The sequence below is a fragment of the Nonomuraea sp. NPDC049655 genome (genome assembly GCF_044465465.1).
Lineage (GTDB): Bacteria > Actinomycetota > Actinomycetes > Streptosporangiales > Streptosporangiaceae > Nonomuraea.
In genome coordinates, this window is sequence record NZ_JBITLS010000009.1 from 62,355 (window position 1) to 83,390 (window position 21,036).

A 21,036-nucleotide genomic window follows, 5' to 3' on the forward strand; every position below is an offset into this window, starting at 1 on the left:
CCAGGCGGTCACGCCCTGACGCGCATCCGCCGGGCCGCCGCCAAGGAGGTCACCACGAGAACGGTGAGCACGCTCCAGTACAGGAAACCGCTCACCCGGGTCACCAGCAGGTTCTCGGCCAGGTGGACCAGGCCGGGAACCAGGTAGACGGCGGCGGCCAGCGCCCAGCGGCCGTCCCGGGCGGCCAGCGTGGCGGCCAGCACCAGCAGCAGGGCCACCACCTCGACGCCGGCCCGTACCACGCCCCAGACCGTCTCGTCCGCCGGCCCCCGCGCGAGCTGCAGCGCCCAGCAGACCGGCGGGACGACCAGCCACCACGGCGACCGGACCGGCATCGTCGCGCCCCACCACCGGGCCTGCCCCGACGCGCGGCCCGCCCCGGTCCGCCGGACGGCGAGCACCGCCGACGCGGCCGCGACCACCCAGTAGGGCGCGACCGGCCCGAGGTCGCCGTACAGCGGGCCGACGTCGACCACCGGGCTGTGCCACCATCCCAGGACGATGGGCCAGCTCGTCAGGAGCGCGGCGATCGCCGCGACAGGAGCCGCGACCCGCGTCCATCCCCGCACCAGCGCCACCACCAGGACGACCCCGACCCCGGTCCACACCTTGAAGACGAGGTAGGGCAGGACGGGCAGCTGCGCGACGGTGACGACCGCCACGGCCAGCGCGCCGAGGTGCAGACCGTCGGCCCACCCCGGCACGCCGGCGCGGTAGCCCTCGGGACAGGCGCGCAGAAGACGGCGGTACCGCTTTTCGAGAACGTGGCCCATACGCTCCTCACCCCGTCCGGCCGCAGGACAAGTGCGGCGGCGCGCCACGACCGGACCATCGCCGCCCCCGCGCTGCTCACTGAGAGCCTGCCGCAAATGTCGCACAGGTGGATCGATCCCTCAATGCCGGCCGGTTGGCGACGTGGCTCATAACGCTTCACGACGATTCGTCCAAGTAGGGGTGTGGCACTCACAACTTTGCGAACAGGATTAGTGGCCGCCGTACTGGCCGGTTCCTTGGGAGCCGTCACGGCTCAGGAACCCTCCCTCGCCGCGGCCCCGGCAGGAACCGGCCCGGTCGTGACCGGTAGCGTGACGCTCCTGACCGGGGACAAGGTGACGGTCAGCGGCCGGGGCCACCGGGTGGAGAGCGCCCCCGGCCGGCGGGTCCGCTTTTCGACGCAATTTCGCGACGGACACCTCTACGTGATCCCCTCGGACGCGTTCCCGCTGGTCAGCGAGGGCCTGCTCGACGATCGGCTCTTCGACGTGACCCGGCTTCTGGCGTGGAAGTACGGCGACGCCGACACGGACGAGATCCCGCTGATCAGCCAGACCCTGGGGGAGCAGCCGGCCCCGGCACTGAGCGGCACCCGCCTGACCCGCAAGCTCGACGACCTCGGCGTGGCGGCGGTGCGGCTGCCGAAGAGCACCGCCGCGCGGACGTGGCGGGACCTGGTGAGCGGGGCTCGTACGCCGGCCGCGGGGAAGGGCAAGATCTGGCTCGACGGGCGCCGGTCCTTCTCGCTGGACCGCAGCACCGCGCAGATCGGCGCGCCCGAGGCGTGGAAGCAGGGGTTCACCGGCCAGGGCGTCACGGTGGCCGTGCTCGACAGCGGCTACGACGCCGGTCATCCCGATCTCAAGGGCGTCGTCACCCAGGAGCGCAACTTCTCCGACGAGCCGGACATGACCGACCGCGTCGGCCACGGCACGCATGTCTCCTCGATCGTCGCCGGAGCCGGGACGAAGTATCGGGGCGTCGCGCCGGGGGCCCGCATCGCCGTGGGGAAGGTGGGCGGCGTGGACGGCATCGCCGACTCGGCGTTGCTGGCGGGCATGGAGTGGGCCGCCACCGAGGTCCGCGCCAAGGTCGTCAACATGAGCCTCGGCACGGTGGACGAACCCGGCGACAATCCCGTCGAGCAGGCCGTGAACACCCTGTCGGAACGGACGGGCACGCTCTTCGTGGTGGCGGCCGGCAACGGCGGCGGCGAAGGGACCGTGTCCAGCCCGTCCACCGCGGACGCCGCGCTCTCCGTGGGCGCCGTCGACCGGTCGGACCAGGTGTCCAGGTTCTCCAACCAGGGCCCCAGAACGGGCGATCACGCGATCAAGCCCGAGATCACCGCCCCTGGCGTGGACATCGTCGCCGCCGCGGCGGAGGGCACCGCCGACGGGCCGTACGTGGCGCACAGCGGGACCTCCATGGCGGCGCCGCACGTGAGCGGCGCGGCGGCGATCCTCGCCCAGCGACACCCCGGCTGGACCGGGCAGCAGCTCAAGGCCGCGCTGGTCGACAGCGCCAAGCCCACCAGCGGGACCGGCCTCTACGAGCAGGGCGCCGGGCGGGTGGACGTGCCCCGCGCGCTGGCGCAGCAGGTGATCGCCGCTCCCGCCACCGTCTGGGCCGGTTTCCCGTGGCAGCACACCGGCGGCGACCAGGCCACCCGGACGATCACCTACACCAACGACGGGGACTCCCCCGTCACCCTGAACCTCACGACCGACACCGACGTGCTGAAGCTGCCGCAGGACAAGCTGGAGGTCCCGGCGCGCGGGCAGGCGTCCCTCACCCTCACTCTCGACGTCACCGGCAAGCCCGCGGGCGACTACCCGGGCGTGCTCACCGCCACCTCCGGCGACACGATCCTGCGCACCCCGGCGGGCGCGTACGTGGAGCCGGAGTCCCACGACGTCACCGTCACCGCTGTCGCCAGGTCGGGCGCCGCGCCCGGCGTGGTGTTCGGAATGGTCTACGACCAGGCGCGCGGCGCCCAGCGGATGCTCACCTTCCGCGACGGGGTGGCGAAGACACGGCTCCCGAAGGGCGCCTGGAACCTCTACACCGAGATCTACGACTTCGACCCCGTCGTCCTGACGGTCGGGCACCGGCCGCTCGCGGTCGGTGCCGACGACCTGCGCGTCACGGTCGACGCACGCGAGGGCAGGCAGGTCCGGTTCGCCGTGGACGACCCCACCGCCGTGGCCGACCGGGAGTTCGGCCTCTACCTCGCCAACGGTCCATGGCAGTACGGCTGGTACGCCTCCGGCCAGGACCCCAATGCGGGCTACTACGTCATTCCGGTCCGCCAACCCGGGCTCACCTACGAGTCCTGGACCGTCTGGCACAAGAAGGACGCCGCGCCCAGCCCCTACCGTTACGACCTCGTCGACCGCCGCACCGGCGGCATCCCGGACGACCCCACCTATTCCGCGCGGACCAGGGACCTGGTCAAGGCGTCCGAGACGTTCCGCTCCACGGGCGCGGCCGGCACCGGCACCATGTGGACGGGACCGCTGGACCCGGCCGGCACCGGAGCGCTCACCCTGCCCACCAAGGACATCCCGCTGCCCTCCGCCATGACGCACTACCGCAGCCCCGGGCTCGCCTGGTCCTCGGAGTTCCAGACAGGCGGTTCCCGGCAGATCGGCACGAGCCCGGTGCGCGAGCGCGGCTTCTCCGAGGTCTGGAACGCCGCGGTCGCGGGCCCGTCGTTCGCCACGCCCGGCGGCAGCCGCACCGGAGACACGCTCCAGTTCTTCGCGGGCCGGCTCCACACCGACGGCGTCGCGGGGCTGACCGGCATGGACGCCACCGCCACCGGCACCCTGACCCTCTCCCGCGACGGCAGGCAGCTCGCCACCAGCGACATCGCCGGGTGCGCGCCGGGCGACAGCGACCAGTGCGCGCTGTCCGCGACGCTGCCGCAGGACGCCGGCACCTACACCCTCGCCGCGTCCTCGCGCCGGGACACGTCCGTGAACACCCTGTCCACGGGCGTCTACGCCGTCTGGACGTTCCGCTCGGCCCGTACGGCGCAGGCCACGCCCCTGCCGCTGACGGCGGTCAGGTACGCGCCCAAGGGCCTCGACACCGCGAACCGGGCCAGACCCGGGTCGCGAACCCCGCTGTCGATCTGGATCGAACGCAACCCCGGCGCCCGCGGCGCCGCGGTGCGCACGGTCGAGCTGGAGTTCTCCACCGACGACGGCGCCACCTGGCAGCCCGTCAGGACCCGGGCGGCCGACTCCGGCTGGACGGCGACCGTCGCCAACCCGGGCTCCCCGGGGTTCGTCTCCCTGCGCGCGACGGCCAAGGACACCGCCGGTGACGGCGTCACCCAGACGGTGACCCGCGCGTACGCGGTCGGCTGACCGCGCCCGGGCCGCGGGACGTCCCGCGGCCCGGTCCTCGCCTGGGACGTCCCGCCCCGGCCGCGCCCCGGGGCGGTCTCAGCCGGTCACGGTGAGGACGAGCTTGCCGCGGGTGCGGCCGGTCTCCAGGCGGGCGTGGGCCGTGCCGGCCTGCTCCAGCGGGAAGGTCTCCGCCACCTCGACGGCGACCTCCCCGGCGTAGATCAGGCCGGCGATCGTGGTCAGCGCCGCGCCGTCCGGCTCGACCGGGTACGGAGTGACGCGCACGCCGGCCGCCTCGGCGGCCCGGGCCAGCTCCGGGGACACACCGGCCGTGAGGGCGACCAGCAGGCCGCCGGGCCGCAGGACCTTGAGCGATCGGGTGCCGGTCCGGTCATGGGCGTCGCCCACCAGGTCGATGACGACGTCGACGTCGGTGGCGGCGTCCTCGAAGCGGGTGGTGGTGTAGTCGATGGTCTCGTCGGCGCCGAGCTCCTTGAGCCACGGGTGGCGTGCGGCGCCGGCGGTGGCGATCACGTGGGCGCCCAGGCGCCGGGCGAACTGGACCGCGAAGTGACCGACCCCGCCGGCGGCGGCCGTGATCAGGACGCGCTCGCCGGCCCGCACGTGGGCGGCGTCGGCCAGGGCCTGCCAGGCGGTCAGCGCCGCCAGCGGCACGGCGGCCGCGTGCGCGTGGTCGAGGGTGGACGGTCTGCGGGCCCACTGGCGGGCCGGTGCGGTCACGTACTCGGCGTAGCCGCCGGCGGCGCGCGGGAACCACGGCATGGCGTACACCTCGTCGCCGGGGGCGAGCGTGGTGACGCCGAAGCCGACCTCTTCGACGACGCCGGAGACGTCCCAGCCCAGGATCAGCGGCAACGTCTGCAACTCCGCCATGCCACGACCCTCGCGGGTCCTCCAGTCCACCGGGTTGACGCCGGCGGCGTGCACCCGCACCAGCACCTCGGTCGGCAGCGGCTCGGGGCGCGCGACCTCCTCGACGGTCACCACCTCCGGCCCGCCGAACTCCCTGACGGTGACAGCCCGCATGATGTGCTCGCTCATGTCCGTCTCACTCTCTGTTCTGCCGGGACCGGCCGGCATCGACCTGTGCCTGCACCTGGTCCGGCTGGACCACGGGGCGGCGGTGGCCTCGACCGCCGCCCGGCACTGCGTGGTGGCGCCGTGGCGCGAAGGCGGGCAGGCGCAGTTCATCGAGCACCCGGTTCCGCAGGACACCGGCCGTTCCACCTCGGCGACCCGGCAGTGGGCGCTGGACCGGCTGGCCGAGCCGGTCACGCTGGAGGACCTGGCCCGGCACGCGCACATGAGCGTGCGCACCTTCACCCGGCGGTTCCGCGGCGAGGTGGGCAGCAGCCCGCAGAAGTGGCTGGCCCAGCGGCGGCTGGCGCACGCGCGGCTGCTGCTGGAGTCCACCGATCTGAGCGTCGCGCGGATCGCCACCGCCTGCGGCTTCGGCGACCCCGTCGCCCTGCGCAAGCACTTCCACACGTACCTGGGCCTGTCACCGCTGGCCTACCGTCGCGCCCACAACGCACCGGATCCGACGACGGCTCGTCAGGGTTGCTTCAGTCCGTAGGCCCTGTGGATCGTCTGGTCCACGGTGTTGCCCTCCTGGTCGGTGGCCTGGGCGCGGAGGCCGACGGCGCCGTCGGTCCGGGACAGGGGCGGGTGGGTGATGGTGCCGGTGAAGGCGTGGTCGCCGGAGGCCGACATGGGGACGGGCACCCAGTGGGCGCCGCCGTCGTAGGTGGCCGAGAGCCGGAGCGCGGTCAGCTTGGCGTCGGGCTGCCCGAAGGAGCCGTTGTAGCCGGTGACGGTGATGCGGCGGGTGGCCCCGGCCGTGGCCTGGTTGTCCAGGTCGAGGTCCAGGTCGTAGCTGAGGCTGAGCCGGCGTACCGGCGCGCAGGGAGCCAGGACCTGGGTGACGAGCCAGCCCGCGCACAGGCCGTCGGTGAGGTCCTTCATCCCGGATTCGGGGCGCTTGGAGCGGAACGTCCAGGCCGTTTCGACGTCGGTCGCGAACCGCTGTCCCGGTTGCGGGGTGTGGAAGGTGTCGGTGAGCCGGTATTCGGCCTCATCGGGCGGAAGGGTGAAGGTCGGCAACTTGATCGCGACGGGACCGAGCGCGCCGATCTTCTCCTCCAGGGGAACCTCTCGGCCGTCGCGGTAGAGGTGCAGCTCGTCCTTGCCGCCGGCCCACGCCTGGAAATTGGCGCTCCAGGTGAAGGGCTCCTGGTGGTGGGGTTCGGGGCCCATGACGGGCACCGCCGAGGTGAACAGGTCGCCGGTACGGCACGCGAAACAGGTGACCGTGCCCGAGTCGATCACGCGGTCGCCGTCGCGCGGGCCGCCGGGGACCCTGGGCTGCATGCCCCACCGCTCGGTCCGGCGTCCCGCCTTGGTGAAGACGTCGAGCGCGACCGTGTTGTAGCCGGTCCTGGAGAGGTCGCCCTCGTCGTACCGCATCCTGACCTCGCGCTGCCAGGTCACGTCGGGCGAGACCGGCCCGACGTACTCGGTCACGGTGGTCCGCGCCTGCCAGGCGCCGCCGAGACCCCACGCGGCGAACGGTTCGGGGCCGTTGATCAGCACGGGGGTCCAGCTCATGCGCACGGCGCCGGGGCGGTCGGAGTGGAAGCGGTCGTCGATCTCCTGGAGGTTCTTCCTGGTCACCCGGTAGTCGAGGCCGGCGGGGATCCGGCCGCGCTCGGGGAAGAACAGCGAGTACATGTACGGCGTGGCCGGGCTGCCCTCGACCTTGACGTCCACCGGCTTGCGGGCCAGCGCCCTGCCCTGGTCGGCGGGCAGGCTCATGGTCGGGATCGGGTAGAAGGCCCAGCTTCCGGTCGGGTCGAGGAAGGCCCGTCCCGACGCGCCGTAGCCGAGCACGCCCACCGCGCCGGCGGCCGCCAGGGCCTGCACGCGGTCGAGCCCGTCGCCGGAGCAGGTCGTGTCCGGGCAGAGGTCGCCGAGGTCGAGCAGGGCGAGCTTGCCCCGTACGTCCAGGCCGGACAGGTCGGCGCCGTGGCCCACGTCCACCAGCGGGAGGGTCTGCTTGCCGGTCAGCTTGGGGAGGTCGGGGGTGACGCCCGCGTAGCGGGGGGCGAGCGTGCGTCCGCCGGCCTTCATCGTGACGAGCGGCGCGCCCTGCCAGAACTGGCCGGTGAGGTCGAGAGCGCCCTGCTTGACCGGTTCGGTGGGCAGCATCCAGTAATGGTGCAGCCCGTACGCCGGGTAGGAGGAGAGGAAGTCGGCCACGACGCCGTTCGCGGTGGTGCGCCGCAGGGCGTAGTGGGACAGGTAGGTCTCGGTCGTGCGGGGGGTGTCCAGGCGGACCTCGCGGGCCTTGCGCAGGTCGAGGGTGACCGTGGTGTCCCGGTCCACCTTGACCTCGGGGGCGGTCGGCAGCGACTGCTGCCACTCGCCGTCCTCACCCCGCCAGGCGGCGATGGTGTTGACGCTGAAGGTGCCCGGGTAGACGCTCGCCTCGCCCTCGGCCGTCTGGTAGAAGGAGTCCAGGTCGTCACGGTCGTCGGTACGCAGGAACAGCCACGGGACGGAGACCGCGTCGGCCGCGCCGTCCGGCATGATCAGTTCTGTCTTGAGCTTGACCCTGCGCGGCTCGACGAACGCGCCCACGGCCGTGCGCACGACCACGTCGCCGCCGGTGGCGGCCACCGAACCCGCGTACCAGGTGGCCGGTCCTGACGGGTCGAAGGCGACGGCCACGTCCGCGGCGCCGTGGGCGGGGACGGTCACCGTGTCGCGGTCCAGCTTGAGCGCCTGCTCGGGGGCGGTGCCGCGGTGGGCCGTGATGCTCGCGCGCAGGGTCAGCGTCACCGGCTGGTCGCCGTCGTTGGTGTAGGTGATCTTCTTGGTGACCGGGCCGCTCTGCGGGGAGGTCAGGAAGCCGAAGTCGAGGTTGCCCGAGCCGCGTACCTGCTGGGTGACCGCCCTGGCCACGTCGATGCGCCCGGCGCCCTGCTGGTAGGCGGTCAGGCCGTCGTCCTTGGCGGTGCCGATGAGCGCCGCCTTGAGCTGCGGGCCCGTCCAGTCGGGGTGTTGCCCGGCGAGGATGGCCGCCGCGCCCGACACGTGCGGGGTCGCCATCGAGGTGCCGGAGGCGGCGGTGTGGAGCTCGTCCACGGGCGAGCCCATCGACGTCCCCCGCGCGCGGGCCGCGACGATGCCGACGCCGGGCGCGACCACGTCGGGCTTGAGCCCGTAGTCGAACGGGGCCGGGCCTCTGCTGGAGAAGGGGGCCAGTCTCTCCTCACGGTCGACCGCGCCGACCGTCAGCGCCGCCGCCGCGGATCCCGGCGCGTTGACGGTACGGCTTCCGCCGTCGTTGCCGGCGGCCACGACGAACAGCGCGCCCGTCTCGGCGCTGAGCGTGTTCACCGCCTGGTTGACGGGGCCGTTCTGGTCCTCGTACTCGCCGCCGATGCTGATCGAGACGACCTTGGCCTGCGCGGCGGCCCACTGCATGCCCGCGATGACCTGCGACGAGGTGCCCGTGCCCGACGAGCTGAGCACCTTGCCCACCAGGAGCGTGGCCTCGGGCGCCACGCCCGTGTACCGGCCGGAGCCGGCGATCGTGGAGGCGACGTGGGTGCCGTGGCCGTGGCCGTCGCGGGTGTCGGGATCGTCGGTGAAGTTGGCCGTCGCCCCGATCCGGCCGGCCAGGTCGGGGTGGCCGGGATCGACGCCGGTGTCGAGCACGGCGACCTTGACGCCCTTGCCCCTGTAGCCGGCGGCCCAGGCCTGCGGCGCGCCGATCTGCGGCACGCTCTTGTCGAGCACGGCCTTCATCTTGCGGTCGAGCCAGATCGCCGTCGGCGCGGTCGCGCGCACGGAGGGGGACACGGTGGGGGACACGGTGGGGGACGCGGTGGGGGACGCGGTGGGGGAAGCGGCGGCCGCGGCCCAGAACTCCCGCGCCGCCTTCTTGTCCACCTTGACGGCGGCGCCTCCCACGCTGGCCAGGGCGACGGGCGAGGCGGTGGCCGGGAGCGCGTCGGCCCGTGCCGACAGCGTCGCGGCGGCCTGCTCGGCGGCGCCGTACTGGACGATGACCGGCAGGGTCGGGCGTTCGGCGTCGGTGTAGCCGTTGGCGGCCAGGTACGCCACGTCGAACAGGCCCTTGTCCACCTGGCCCGAGGCCACCGGGGCCAGCGCGTCGGAGGGGAAGACGTAGAAGGAGTCGCCCTTGCGCAGGGTCATGAAGGACACCGGCGCTCCTCCGGCGCGCCTGGCCGGTTTCACGTCGGCGCGCGGGGTGCCGTCGGCGGCCTTGGCGTACGTCACCACGTCGCCGGTGATCAGGGTGAGCTGGGTGGCGGCGGGTAAGGCGCCCGGGGCGGGGGCCGGGGTGTCGGCGGACTCGGGTGAAGGGGAGGGCGTGGCCATCCCCATGGACAGGACCAACCCCAACGCGGTCAGCCCGGCGAGCGGGCGGCGAGCCATGGTTCTCCTCGGAGTAGTTCATGATCGAGCACACAAAACCTCCCATTCCGCGCCATATCCGGAAAGATGACCTTTCGTCCTCTTCACGCCGTTGGCGGGAAGAGGACACGATGGGCGCATGCTCGAATCCCTGGGCCTGTCGACGGCCGAAGAGGCGCTGTACCAGACGCTGATCGAGGTCTCGCCGATCATCGCCGCCGACCTTGAGCGGCTGGCCGGCCCGCAGGCCGCGCTCTGCGCGAGGCTCCAGGAACTCGGCCTGGTCACCCGGCTGCCGGAGGACCCGCCCAGGTACGCCGCGGTCGCCCCGAGCATGGGCCTCGACGCGCTGATCAGCGCCAGGGCCAGGGCGCTGACCGCCGCCCGGGCCCGCATCGCCGGGCTCAGCGCCGCCTTCCACCGGGCGGGCACCGAGCGCGACGACGCCGGGCTGGTCGAGGTGGTGATCGGCAGGCAGGCGGTGAACGACCGCTTCGAGCAGGTCCAGCGGGAGACGCGCCGCTCGATCCGGGTGTTCGACGCGCCGCCGTACGTGGGGGTGGTCGGGGCGAACGCGCGCGAGTTCGACCTGCTGGCAAGGGGAGTGAACTACCGCGTCCTGTACGACAGGAAGGCGATGGAGCTGCCCGGGGCGCTGACGGTGGTCACCGACTACATCACCGCCGGCGAGCAGGCCCGGGTCGGCGAGGTGCCGATGAAGCTCGTCCTGAACGACCGGCCGACGGCGATCGTGCCGCTGCGGCACGACCGGCACCTGGTCGAATCCGCGCTGGTGGTGCACGACCCGACGCTGCTGGCGGCGCTCGGCGCGCTGTTCGAGATGAGCTGGCAGCGCGCCGTCCCGCTGGGCGTGCGGCAGGGGCAGGCCCGGCTGCCCGAGGAGCGGAGCCCCGCCGACGCGCACGAGGACCTGCTGCCGCTGCTCATCTCCGGGCTGACCGACGCGGCCATCGGGGCGCAGCTCGGCTGGAGCGTGCGCACGGTGCGCAGGCGGGTGCAGGCGATGATGGTCCAACTCGACGCGCAGACCCGGTTCCAGGCCGGCTACCAGGCCGTCCTGCGCGGCTGGCTGCGGTGACGCTCGAAGCGCTCGGGCTGGGCCCGGCCGAGGAGGAGCTCTACGAGCTGCTCGTCGAGTGCTCGCCGGCCACCCTCGACCGGCTCGCCGCGGGCTTCGCCGGCTCCGGCCTGCCCGCGCTGCTGGCCGGGCTGGAGAGCAAGGGCCTGGTCGACCGGCTGCCGGACGAACCGGCGCGGTACGTCGCCGTCGCCCCCGACGTCGCGCTCGACGCGCTGCTCACCGTCGCCGAAGAGGGGCTCGCGCGAGCCAGGGAGCGCGCCGCCGACCTGGACGACGCCTTCCAGCAGCGCGCCTGCGGGCAGCAGCAGCCGCTGGTCGTGGAGGTGATCACCGGCGCCGCCGCGGTACGGCAACGCCTCCTCCAGCTCCAGCGCGCGGCCCGCCACCAGGTGCGGACCTTCTCCCAGCCGCCGTACTTCGACCGGCACGCCAGCGTGGCCGCCCACCGCGAGCTGCTGGAGCGCGGCATCACCAGCCGGGTCATCTACGAGCGCGACTTCATCGACCGGCCGGGCGCGCTGCGGCTGATCGAGGGGATGATCGGCGCGGGCCAGCTGGCGCGGGTGCTGCCCAGCCTGCCGATGAAGCTCTACCTGGTCGACGACCGGTTCGCGCTGCTGGTGCTGCGCTACGAGTCGCCCGACTCCGCGGCGCTCCTGGTTCACCCCTCCGGGCTGCTGGAGGCGCTGAGCAGGCTGTTCGAGGGGCTCTGGGCGCGGGCGCTGCCGATGCGGCTGACCGGTTCGCGCGAGGCGCCGCAGGACGACGAACGGCTGATCGCCCTCCTGCTGACCGGCCTGACCGACGAGGCCATCGCCCGCCAGCTCGGCATCGGCTACCGCACCGCCCAGCGGCGCATCGCCGAGCTCATGGCCAGGCTCGGCGCCCACACCCGCTTCCAGGCCGGCGTGCAGGCCGCCCGCTCCCAGGCCCGGAGCACCCCGCAGGACCCGCACGGCCCGTACGGGCGGCCGGGCTCATGAGCCTTCCCGGCCGGCCGACAGTGGGGTGACGGTCGGCCGCCTGGTGCGCATGGCCACGGCCCCGAGGACGGCCATCGCCGCGAGACAGAGCCAGGCGAACACGTCCCCGATACGCGCATATATCGTCGGATCACTGGCGACAGGCACATACGCCGCCATCGTCTGCTGCCTGGTGGTGAAGTAGTCGGCCGAGGTGAGCGTCCGGCCCTGCGGGTCGAAGACCGCGGCCAGGCCGTTGCCGGCCTGCCGGATCAGCGAGTAGCCGTTCTCCACCGCCCGGACGGCCGCCTTCTCGGTGTGCGTGGCGCCGAAGCCGTACCAGTCGTTGGACGGCACCAGCATCAGGTCCACGTCGGCGGCCTGCCTCATCAGGGCGGGGAAGTCGGCGTCGAAGCAGATGACGTTGGCCAGGCGGCCGAACGGGGTGTCGGCGGTGGGCACCCTGCCGTCCCCGGGGGCGAACGGGTCCATGCCCGGCACCGGGCGGGCCTTCTCGTACGTCCATCGGGCCCGTCCGTTCGGATCGACGAGCACCGTCTCGTTGCGCATGTACGGCGGCGCGCCGGTGATCACGATCAATCCGGCGTCCACATAGCTGCCGGTCCGGACGGCGACCGCGGCGATCGCGTCGATCAGCCGCTGCTTGTCGGCCTCGCGTGCCGCGCCGCCCGCCTCAGGCCAGACCACGATCCTGGCTCCGGCGCTCGCCTCCCGTTCGGTGGCGGTCAGCAGGGAGTCGTTGACCGGGGCGAACGCCCGCCGAACCGTGTCGGGATCGGCCCCGGCGAGCTGTTCCGGCGAGGGGAAGCCGTTCAGGGCCTTGTCGGACGCCTCCAGAACCGAACGTGCGGGACTGACCCCGGCCACCCGCACGGTCTCGCCGGCTGGCGCCGCGAGCGCCAGGCGCATGCTTCCGCCGACGAGCACGAGCGTCAGCACGGCACCGAAGGGCGCCACTCGCCGCCAGGTGAATCCGTCCTGCCAGAGGTGGTTGCAGACGGCGGCGAACCAGGCGATGAGGAAGCTGACGCCGTAGCCGCCGGTCACCGAGACGAGCTGGAGCAGCGGGAGGTTGTCGTGCTGGGTGGCGGCCAGCGAACTCAGGATGTTGCCGACGGGACTGACGTTCGCGAGCGCGTACTCCACGCCGACCACCCCGAGGGGGAAGACCAGCGTGGCCCACGCGCCGGGTAAGCGCGCCGCGACGAGACGGTCGAGGGCGTACGGCACGACGCCCGTCAGCGCCATGACCAGGGAGAGCGCCAGCACCGGGCTGAACACCGGCAGCCCGCTCTCGTAGAGCCAGAACGTGGTGGACACCACGGTGGCGAGTGCGATGCCGCCCAGCGCCGGAAGCGTCCGGCTCGTGCGGGAGAAGCGCAACAGCAGGATCAGATGGATCCACGCCGCCCCGGCCACCTCCCATCGGCCGTGCGCGGCCACGAGCGAGAGGGCGGTTCCGGCAGCGAGCGCCGCCCAGCGAGTCACATGATTCATGCGGCGAATGTAGGCAGCGCGGCCCTCACCTCCCCATCCCGAACTCCCCCGAACCGCAGTAGGGAATACCCCCGGCAGTGGCGGGCCGCCGGGACGGCAGGGTGCCGGTGGCGCGGCGGGGCCGCGCGGCATCACGGTGAACGTGGTCGCGCCGGGGTTCATCCAGGACACCGAGTTCTTCGGCGGCGCCCTGGACGACGACCGCCGCGCCACCCTCGTCGCCCAGACCTGCACCGGCCGCCCCGGGACGCCGGGAGACGTCGCCGAGACCGTCCACTGGCTCGCCTCGCCCGGCGGCAGTCATGTCACCGCCCAGGTCGTCCAGGTCAACGGCGGCGCCGAACGTGGCCGCTGACCTGCCCCGCGACGGAGCCGACGCGATCCAGGACGCCTGGCGGCGTGAGCTGCCGGGCGTCCCGGTGGACTCGACCGGGGTCATCACCCGCATCTGGTGGGCCGCCAAGGTCTTCGGCGACGAGCGCCGCCGCCTGCTCGCCGGTCTCGGCGTGGACGTCGCGACGCTGGACCTGCTGTCCACCCTGCGCCGTGCCGGGCCGCCGTACCGGATGAGCCCCGGCGCGCTGGCCGAGGCGTGCATGGTGACGCGCGGCGCGATCACCCAGCGCGTGGATCGGGCCGTCACGGCGGGGCTGGTCGAACGGACCACCGCCGGATCGGGCTACCACACCCGTGCGGTCACCCTCACCGAGGCCGGCCACGCCCTGCTCGACCGCGTCGTCGCCGGTCTGCTCACCGCGGAGGACCGCCTCGTCGGCCACCTGCCGCTCCAGCGCCGCGAGCAGCTCGCCGACCTCCTGCGCGAACTCCTCGCCGGATTCGGCGGCCCCGCGCCGACCGGCCAGGTCGGCGACTGACTCCCGGACGGCGGCTGCCACGCCGACGTGACGCTCGTCCACCTTCCCATCGACCGCAGGCGCGAGCCTCGGCGGCGGGTTCTTGCTCAAGAAGCCGGGGCTCGTCCCAGGCTTCTCCGCCGCCGGGTCAGGGCGGCCGCGGCGGTGAAGGCCAGGGCCGCGCACCCGAGCTGGGCAAGGGCCGTGAAGGTCGGCACCGACGGCAGGTCCCCGAGGTCGCCGAGGGCCGCCGCGGGCACGAACAGCAGCAGCGCCGCCCGCCGCCCCACGGCCGACCGGCACGCGTACCCGGCCGCCAGCCCGACCACGACGAGCCACGGCACGGGTTTCCAGCTCACGATGTCCTGGTGGGTGATCACGTCCACCCAGCGCACGATGGCCTTGCTGGCGGTCAGCCCGACCAGGGCGAGCGGCCCCCACAGCAGGAACGCGCGCCGCGGAACGGCCGTGATCGCGCGATGCGCCGCGGGCGCGAAGGCGATGGCGACGGACGCGAGCTGGGCCAGCAGGACCGGGCCGTGGTTGGGGAACAACAGTGTGTCCAGATCCAGGAGACCGGGAAATGGATTGCCTGCCTGATACAGCGCAAACGCGACCACGCCGAGCACGGCGATCCACCGCCGACCGAGCAGCACGGCCAGCGCCGGCAGGGCCGCGATGACGATCGGCCCGGCCAGGTACAGGATCCAGACCGGCCGCTCCACAGCGGCGGCCCCTACGCCTTCTACGGCTTCGGCCCCCTGAAGCAGCCCGGTCGCCAGCGCACCTGCCAGCATCAGGAACGGCCACAACGCCACGGCGAGCGCCAGCCCGGCGCGCCAGGCCGGCGAGGATACCGGGCCGAAGGCGCGCCGCCCGTGGACGCGCAGCGCGCCCCACAGTAAGTCCGCCGCGTCGGCCGGATGAGGACGGGTCTGGCCCGGCCGCGCTCCGGCGAGGAGCACGCCGATCATCTCTTCCTCATGCCGCGCCCGGTGGTCTCGCGGGTAGGTGGCCAGGAGGCGGCGGTAGCGGGCTTCGAGCAGGCTCATGCCACGCCCCCCGAACCGATCGCGCGCAGGCGTGCGGTGGCCGCCTTGGCGTGCCTGCGCATCCGCTCGGCCTCCGCCGCCAGTCTCGCGGCGCCGTCGCCGGTCAGCCGGTAGTAGCGGCGCACCCGGCCGTCGACGATCTCCTCCCGGTCCTCGGCGATCAGGCCCTCTTCCTGGAGCCGGTCGAAAGCGGCGTACAGGGTGCCGGCGCGCAGGCGGACCTGGCCGTCCGAGATGCGCTCCACGTCGGTGATGATGCCGTATCCGTGTTGTGGACCGGCAGCCAGCGCGGTCAGGATCAGGAAGGTCGGCTCCTGCATCTGTCTCATGTGATCAATATATACCGGTCACCTACCTATCGACGGTACGGCCTTCACAACCGATCCGCTCTAGCGGCGACGGCCGGTGGATTTCCTGGTGCAGGTGGTGCAGCGGCGGTTCCATGACGGTGTCGAACCGCCGTCGTCGTCCGCGCAGGAGGCGCCGATCGTCGTCGAGCAGCTTCCGCTGTAGGTACGCGTACGGGTGCCGCCGTCGTCAGTGACGGTCGGGGGCTCCTGCTCGACGATCGCCTTGCTGCCCTTGCCGCCGCTCGGGCGCGCCCTGAACCATGAGGAGTTCCCGTTCGAGAAGAAGGAGCCCTTCGCGGCCTTCTTGCCGACCGCGGGGATCTGGCCGGACAGCAGAAGGTAGTACCAGCCGTAACCAGACCTGTCGTTCTCGCAGTGCTTGTCGGCGGCGCGGACCCGGGTCTCCTCGCGGACGCAGATCTCGATGCGGTCGTCCTCGTCCAGGATCATGTTCGTCACGCCCTTGCCGCCCTTCCTGGGAGCTCGGTACGTCAGGCCGGTGTACTCGCCGGTCACTCCCTTGCCGACCTTCCTGCCGATGGCGGGGATCCTTGCGGTGCCGGTCAGGAGGCGGCGGGCGTAGCCCTTCACCTTGTCGTCGCAGAACTGGTAGTCGACCCTGACCGACGTGGCCTTCCTGACGCAGACCTCGACGCGATCGTCATCCGCGTCTTCCGTGCTGCCTGCCGCGGAGTCGCCGCTCCAGGCCTGCGAGGGCTGGACGGCCTGCTCGGTTGCAGGGGGTGCGGCGGAGCAGCCTGTGGCGAGGAGGAGTGCCGCCAGAGAGAGGCAGGCGAGGCGTAAGACGGTCGGCGACAAGGGACCCACTTTCCGGAGATGTCGGCATATCGCAGTCGTGACGATCAACGGCTCGCCTCAGAACCGGGGTTCCCCCATTCAGGTAGGGCGGACTTCCCCTTCGAGCCGGCCGCCGGCTAGGGACACGCCTTTCTGTACGGCAGCGCGTGTACGATCACCCGCCACTGGGCCGCGCTCAGCCCGCCCGCCTTCGCGCACACCGCCGCCGCCACCGCCTCCCCGCCCACGGCGTGCCGCCTGACGAGGCCGTTGCCGTCCACGGTCAGCACCGCCGACCCGTCGGCGGTGAACGCCACGTCGAGCGGCTGCCCGATCTCCGGGTCCTGACCGCCGCCCTCGTCGAGCAGCGTGCCCAGGTCCGTGCCCGACATCACGTCGACGAGCCGCACCCTGCCGCCCACCTGGAGGCTGGCCAGCAGGTCCTCGCGCGGCGAGTAGGCGGCGGGGACGTCGAAGCCGCGCGCGGTGGCGAGCCTGCGGCGCGTGGCCACGTCCCAGACCGTCATCCGACGCCGCGCGTCGAGCACCACGACCGCCCTGCCGGAGCGGGTGAAATACGCGCGCACCCCCTCGGCGTCCCTGCCGCCGCCGCCGAACGCCGGCGCCATGGCCTTGCCGCCGGCCGTCTCCAGCAGGTGCACCCGGTCGCCCGCCACCACCAGCGTCCGCCCGTCGGCGGAGAAGGCCGCGTACGTCGCCGCGCCCGCCTTGGCCGACCACACCCGCCGCCTGGTCCGCCGGTCCCACAGCTCGACCCCGCCCTGCTCGGTGACCACGGCCAGCCTGGCGCCGTCGGGGGAGAAGGCCGCCTGCGCGGCGGACGTGCGCAGCGTGCCCTGGACGGCGGCCGAGGCGGTGTCCACGATCCGCACCTCGGGCCCGTACATGGCGACGAAACGGGCATCCGGGCTGAACACCGCGTTCTCCGCCTCCGGCAACGCGCCGATCTTCCGCCCGCCGACGGCGGACAGCTCGCCGTCGCGGACCACGAGGCGCCCGTCGCCGCTCAGCGCCGCCATGCCCACGAGGTGATCGTCGTTCTCGACGCTCAGGTCGGCCACGTCCACCGAGAAGACCTGGTCGCCCAGCAGGTAGCGGAAGGTGCTTCCGTCGAAGGCCCCCTGCACCGCCCCCTCGCCCCCACGTACCTGGACCGAGGTGAGCAACTGCGTGTCCGACCTGCGCCAGAACTGGATGGACCGCGGTCCCGCCGTCGCGATGAGGCCAGGGCCGAACACGGCCGCGCCGCCGTTCCAGGTTCCCTGGGTGCCGGCGCCGTCCTTGTCGCCGATGACGTCCTTCGCCCCGGTCCTCAGGTTGGTCAGCTCCAGCAGGCGACCGCGCTGTGCGGCCCGCCAGACCCCGTCCCGGCTGAACGTGCCCGCCGGGGCGGGCCCGAGCGCCTTGGCGGCGCCGGTTCGCAGGTCCCAGCGGGTACGCCGGTCAGCCTCCTGGAGCAGGACGGAGTCGTCCCGCTCGAACGTCACGTCGACCCACTCGCTCGTGAAGTCCTTGGCAGTGGGGAAGGCGTGGTCGCTGATCGGCCTGCCACTGGCGAGGTTCACCGCGGTGGCGCGACTGGCCGTCACGGTCACCAGCACCTTGCCCGACGGGCTCAGCGTCACGCTGTCCAGCGGCTCGGCCGCCCGGGTGGCGAGCGTCCGCAGGAGGCGGCCGTTCCGCACGTCCCAGACGCGGGTCGTGGTGGAGTCGGCGCTGATCAGCGTGCGGCCGTCGGCGCCGAGCGTCCGTACCGTGTCGCCCGCGGTGGACGGGTCGCCGAACATCGCCGTCTCGCGTTGCGCCAGCGAGGCCACCAGGGCCGCTCTGGTGGCCGGCGTGTGGTCCAGTCGCCAGGCCGCGAGGCTCGCCAGCATCGCCTGGCGCGGGTCGCTCCGGCGGGTCGTGGCCGCCGCCGCCAGCCTGGCCGCCTCCGATCTGGTCAGCTGCCCGGCGATCTGCTCGGCCCGGTCGTCGGCCACCGCGCTCTGCTGCACGGCCAGCCCGCCGGCCACCAGCGCGATCACCAGCAGCCCGCCCAGGCTCAGCGAGGTCAGCCGGGCGCGCCTGGCCCTGTGCCTGGCCAGGGTGGCCGCCGCGGCCAGGAAGTCGCGTTCGGTGGGCGACAGGGTGATGTCGCGGCGGGCGGTGGCCGCCCACTGCATCGCGTTCTCCAGGTTGCTCCCCTGGAACAGGTCGCCGTCCCGGCGTCCCGCCGCCTCCCAGCGGCGCGCCGCGGTGAGGATCTGCCGGTGTACGGCCAGGCCGTCGAGGTTGGACTCGATCCACCGGCGGTACCGCGGCCAGGCATGGGGCAGGGCCGGCCTGGCCAGCCGCACGCCACCGTCCTGGTCGGCCAGGAGGTAGCCGAACACGGCCAGGATCCGCCGCACGGCGGCCGCCTCGCGCGGCGCCCGCCCCTCCACGAGCTCGGCCAGCTCGGCGTGCCGGGCCGACAGCTCGCCCGCCTCGTCCACCGTCACCAGCCGCAGGAACACCTCGGGGACCAGCTCGCGCTCGGCCGGATCGAGCATCGTGTACGCCTGCTCGGCCAGCGTGCCGAGCGCGGGATCGTGCCCCTGCGCGCCGATCCCGGCGGCCCGCCGGCCGCCCTGGGCCAGCAGGCGGGCCGTGTCGAGGGCGCCGTCGCCGCTGACCAGCGCCAGCAGCAGCTCGCGGGCGGTCGGCCGCTGGGCCGGCTCCTTGGACAGCGCCGAGGCGACCAGCCGGCGCAGCGTCCTGGGCAGCGCGGACAGGTCGGGGGTGGCCGACAACACCTGGTGCATGATGCTTCCCAGGTTCTCGGCGTGGAACGGATCACGGCCGGTGGCGGCGAAGACGATGACGCCTCCCCAGGCGAACACGTCCGCCGAGGCGTCCGCACGCTGGCCGATGAACACCTCAGGGGCCATGTAGGTGGGCGTGCCGCTCACCACGCCGGTCGCGGTGAGCGACATCTCGGCGGTCCTGGCGATGCCGAAGTCGATCACGCGGGGGCCGTCCGGGCCCAGCAGCACGTTGTCGGGCTTGAGGTCGCGGTGGATCACCCCGGCGTCGTGGATGGCGGTCAGCGCCGTCGCGATGGCGGTGGCCAGGCGGTGCAGGTCGTCGCCCGCGAAGATCCGGCCCGCCGTGCGCAGGCTCGGGCCCTCCACGTACTCGCTGACGATGTAGGGGCGCGGGCCCTCCAGCCTGGCCTCGATGATCGGCGCGGTGCAGAACGAGGCCACCCGCTGGGCGGCCGCCGCCTCCCGGCCGAGCTGGGCCGCCTGATCGCCGTGCAGCACCTTGATCGCCACCCGGCGTCCGTCCTCGGCGTAGGCCTCGTACACCACGCCCTGGCCGCCGGCGCCGAGCCGCCCCGCCAGCCAGTAGCGGCCGAGCCGCTGAGGGTCTCCTTCGATCAACACGCTGGGTTTGATGCGCTCATCACGGATGAAGTTCCGCCCAAAATGCCGTGAAAACAGTGCCGAACCCTTCTTGATCCGGACGCATCCAACCCTGACATGCACAAGATTCAGAACCTTGCCGCCCTGGCCGTGCTCCCCGTCGCCGCAGCTCTCGTGGCCCTCCCCGCGCAGGCGGCGGAGCGTCCCAGCTGTCCCGCCCCCTCCAAGGCGGACGTGCGGCGCTCGTCGGCCGCGAAGGTGGACAAGCCCGCGCGAGGCGCGGCGGCGATGAAGGGGGTCCGCGTCGACCACATCCCGAAGGGCTTCACCTACGGGCAGGTCCTCGTCAACAAGCACGACGGCATGGTCGAGTACAGCTACCAGTGGTCGGACGACCGCGACGACATGAGCCGCCGGCACCGGTCGCTGTGGGTCAGGGTGGTGTGCTGGCCGAAGGCGACCTCGGTGGCGCAGCTCAAGAACGCGCCGTTCCACATCGGGACCTTCTCCGGTGACACGACCACCACGAAGATCGGCGATCGCGAGGTGCTTCGCCAGGGGGGTGACGGCGCGCTGGGTGCCGGTGTGTACTCGGGCTGGGTCGAGCGCCCCGGGGTCGTCGTCACCGTGATGGCGACCCCGCCTCTCGTGCCGGGGCTGACGAAGATCATCAAGGGCATCCGGCTCTGATCCTGCCGATTAGGTTTCCGCGCCGCGTCCGTCTGTACACACGTGACATCGACTCACGGAAGGCCGGCACGATGCGGAAACTGATCTTCGGCATGAACGTGACCCTGGACGGCTACATCGCCGCGCCCGGCGACGACATCGGCTGGAGTGCGGGGGAGGGGCCGGACTCGTCGCCGAGCGCCGAGCTGTTCCAGTGGTGGTACGACCAGATGCGGGCGAGCGAGCTGACGCTGTACGGCCGCAAGCTGTGGGAGGCGATGAGCTCCCACTGGCCGACCGGCGACCAGCGGCCCGACGCCACCCCTGCGGAGATCGCGTTCGCGCGCCTGTGGCGGGACATGCCGAAGGCGGTGTTCTCGTCGACGATCGACAAGGTCGACTGGAACACCCGCCTGGTCACCGGCGACGCGGTCACCGAGATCACCAGGCTCAAGGCCGAGGACGGCGGCCCGATGGACATCGCCGGCGCGACGCTCGCCGCGGCGGCCATGCGGGCCGGGCTGATCGACGAGTACGCGATCGTCACCCATCCCGTCCTGGTGGGCGGCGGCACGCCGTTCTTCACCGCGCTGGACGGCTGGGTGAAGCTGAACCTGGTCGAGACGCGCACCTTTCCGGGCGGCGTGGTGCTGACCCGATACGAGACGCGGCGATGAGCACAGGGCCGACGCGCTGAGGACGAGGAGGACGGTGACGCCGGC

16 protein-coding genes are annotated in these 21,036 nt (G+C 73.1%); 8 read left to right on the forward strand and 8 right to left on the reverse strand.

What is annotated here, in order from left to right:
- Window positions 1-8: 8 nt before the first annotated feature.
- On the reverse strand, window positions 9-773 hold the full coding sequence (locus ACIBQ6_RS27915; RefSeq protein WP_397215432.1) for a hypothetical protein: 765 nt from the start codon (window positions 771-773) through the stop codon (window positions 9-11).
- A gap of 300 nt (window positions 774-1,073) precedes the next feature.
- On the opposite strand from ACIBQ6_RS27915, the gene ACIBQ6_RS27920 reads away from it, so the two are divergent.
- Window positions 1,074-4,151 (forward strand): S8 family serine peptidase, encoded by a 3,078-nt coding sequence (locus ACIBQ6_RS27920; protein WP_397215434.1) that lies wholly within the window; start codon window positions 1,074-1,076, stop codon window positions 4,149-4,151.
- A gap of 78 nt (window positions 4,152-4,229) precedes the next feature.
- On the opposite strand, the gene ACIBQ6_RS27925 is transcribed toward ACIBQ6_RS27920, so the two are convergent.
- Window positions 4,230-5,195 carry an NADP-dependent oxidoreductase gene (locus ACIBQ6_RS27925; RefSeq protein WP_397215436.1) on the reverse strand — a complete coding sequence of 322 codons (966 nt, stop codon included), beginning with the start codon at window positions 5,193-5,195 and terminating at the stop codon, window positions 4,230-4,232.
- On the opposite strand from ACIBQ6_RS27925, the gene ACIBQ6_RS27930 reads away from it, so the two are divergent.
- Complete coding sequence (locus ACIBQ6_RS27930) at window positions 5,194-5,730, forward strand: GlxA family transcriptional regulator (protein WP_397215438.1); 537 nt, start codon at window positions 5,194-5,196, stop codon at window positions 5,728-5,730. The two genes, ACIBQ6_RS27925 and ACIBQ6_RS27930, sit on opposite strands and share 2 nt — an antisense overlap.
- On the opposite strand, the gene ACIBQ6_RS27935 is transcribed toward ACIBQ6_RS27930, so the two are convergent.
- Window positions 5,709-9,620, reverse strand: coding sequence for a S8 family serine peptidase (locus ACIBQ6_RS27935; protein ID WP_397215440.1), 3,912 nt, complete (start codon window positions 9,618-9,620; stop codon window positions 5,709-5,711). The genes ACIBQ6_RS27930 and ACIBQ6_RS27935 overlap by 22 nt on opposite strands.
- A 118-nt stretch (window positions 9,621-9,738) precedes the next feature.
- Here ACIBQ6_RS27935 and ACIBQ6_RS27940 point away from each other — a divergent pair, with 118 nt between their 5' ends.
- Both ACIBQ6_RS27940 and ACIBQ6_RS27945 read left to right on the forward strand, forming a co-directional pair.
- Window positions 9,739-10,698, forward strand: coding sequence for a hypothetical protein (locus tag ACIBQ6_RS27940; RefSeq protein WP_397215442.1), 960 nt, complete (start codon window positions 9,739-9,741; stop codon window positions 10,696-10,698).
- A complete protein-coding gene (locus tag ACIBQ6_RS27945; protein ID WP_397215444.1) occupies window positions 10,695-11,684 on the forward strand; it encodes a transcriptional regulator in 990 nt (329 codons plus the stop codon). The genes ACIBQ6_RS27940 and ACIBQ6_RS27945 overlap by 4 nt, the downstream gene beginning before the upstream one ends.
- Here the strand turns inward: ACIBQ6_RS27945 and ACIBQ6_RS27950 are convergent.
- Window positions 11,679-13,181: an apolipoprotein N-acyltransferase gene (locus ACIBQ6_RS27950; protein WP_397215445.1), complete on the reverse strand. Its 1,503-nt coding sequence runs from the start codon at window positions 13,179-13,181 to the stop codon at window positions 11,679-11,681. The two genes, ACIBQ6_RS27945 and ACIBQ6_RS27950, sit on opposite strands and share 6 nt — an antisense overlap.
- Window positions 13,182-13,317: 136 nt before the next feature.
- Between ACIBQ6_RS27950 and ACIBQ6_RS27955 the strand changes: the two genes are divergently transcribed.
- Both ACIBQ6_RS27955 and ACIBQ6_RS27960 read left to right on the forward strand, forming a co-directional pair.
- Window positions 13,318-13,536, forward strand: coding sequence for an SDR family oxidoreductase (locus ACIBQ6_RS27955; RefSeq protein ID WP_397215447.1), 219 nt, complete (start codon window positions 13,318-13,320; stop codon window positions 13,534-13,536).
- A complete protein-coding gene (locus ACIBQ6_RS27960) occupies window positions 13,526-14,056 on the forward strand; it encodes a MarR family winged helix-turn-helix transcriptional regulator (RefSeq protein ID WP_397215449.1) in 531 nt (176 codons plus the stop codon). The genes ACIBQ6_RS27955 and ACIBQ6_RS27960 overlap by 11 nt, the downstream gene beginning before the upstream one ends.
- An 86-nt stretch (window positions 14,057-14,142) precedes the next feature.
- Here ACIBQ6_RS27960 and ACIBQ6_RS27965 read toward each other — a convergent pair whose 3' ends face one another.
- From ACIBQ6_RS27965 to ACIBQ6_RS27980, 4 genes are all read right to left on the reverse strand, one after another.
- On the reverse strand, window positions 14,143-15,087 hold the full coding sequence (locus ACIBQ6_RS27965; RefSeq protein WP_358295211.1) for a hypothetical protein: 945 nt from the start codon (window positions 15,085-15,087) through the stop codon (window positions 14,143-14,145).
- Window positions 15,084-15,416 (reverse strand): helix-turn-helix transcriptional regulator, encoded by a 333-nt coding sequence (locus tag ACIBQ6_RS27970; RefSeq protein WP_358295214.1) that lies wholly within the window; start codon window positions 15,414-15,416, stop codon window positions 15,084-15,086. Before ACIBQ6_RS27970 ends, ACIBQ6_RS27965 begins: the two co-directional genes overlap by 4 nt.
- A 60-nt stretch (window positions 15,417-15,476) precedes the next feature.
- Window positions 15,477-16,256 carry a hypothetical protein gene (locus tag ACIBQ6_RS27975; protein ID WP_397215452.1) on the reverse strand — a complete coding sequence of 260 codons (780 nt, stop codon included), beginning with the start codon at window positions 16,254-16,256 and terminating at the stop codon, window positions 15,477-15,479.
- Window positions 16,257-16,372: 116 nt separating this feature from the next.
- The gene (locus ACIBQ6_RS27980) at window positions 16,373-19,666 is read right to left on the reverse strand and encodes a WD40 repeat domain-containing serine/threonine protein kinase (protein ID WP_397215454.1); all 3,294 of its coding nucleotides are present in this window, start codon (window positions 19,664-19,666) and stop codon (window positions 16,373-16,375) included.
- A 96-nt stretch (window positions 19,667-19,762) separates the two neighbouring features.
- Here ACIBQ6_RS27980 and ACIBQ6_RS27985 point away from each other — a divergent pair, with 96 nt between their 5' ends.
- Both ACIBQ6_RS27985 and ACIBQ6_RS27990 read left to right on the forward strand, forming a co-directional pair.
- Entirely contained in the window at window positions 19,763-20,335 is a 573-nt protein-coding gene (locus ACIBQ6_RS27985; protein ID WP_397215456.1) for a hypothetical protein, read from the forward strand.
- A 71-nt stretch (window positions 20,336-20,406) separates the two neighbouring features.
- A complete protein-coding gene (locus tag ACIBQ6_RS27990; RefSeq protein ID WP_358295225.1) occupies window positions 20,407-20,991 on the forward strand; it encodes a dihydrofolate reductase family protein in 585 nt (194 codons plus the stop codon).
- Window positions 20,992-21,036 lie beyond the last annotated feature (45 nt).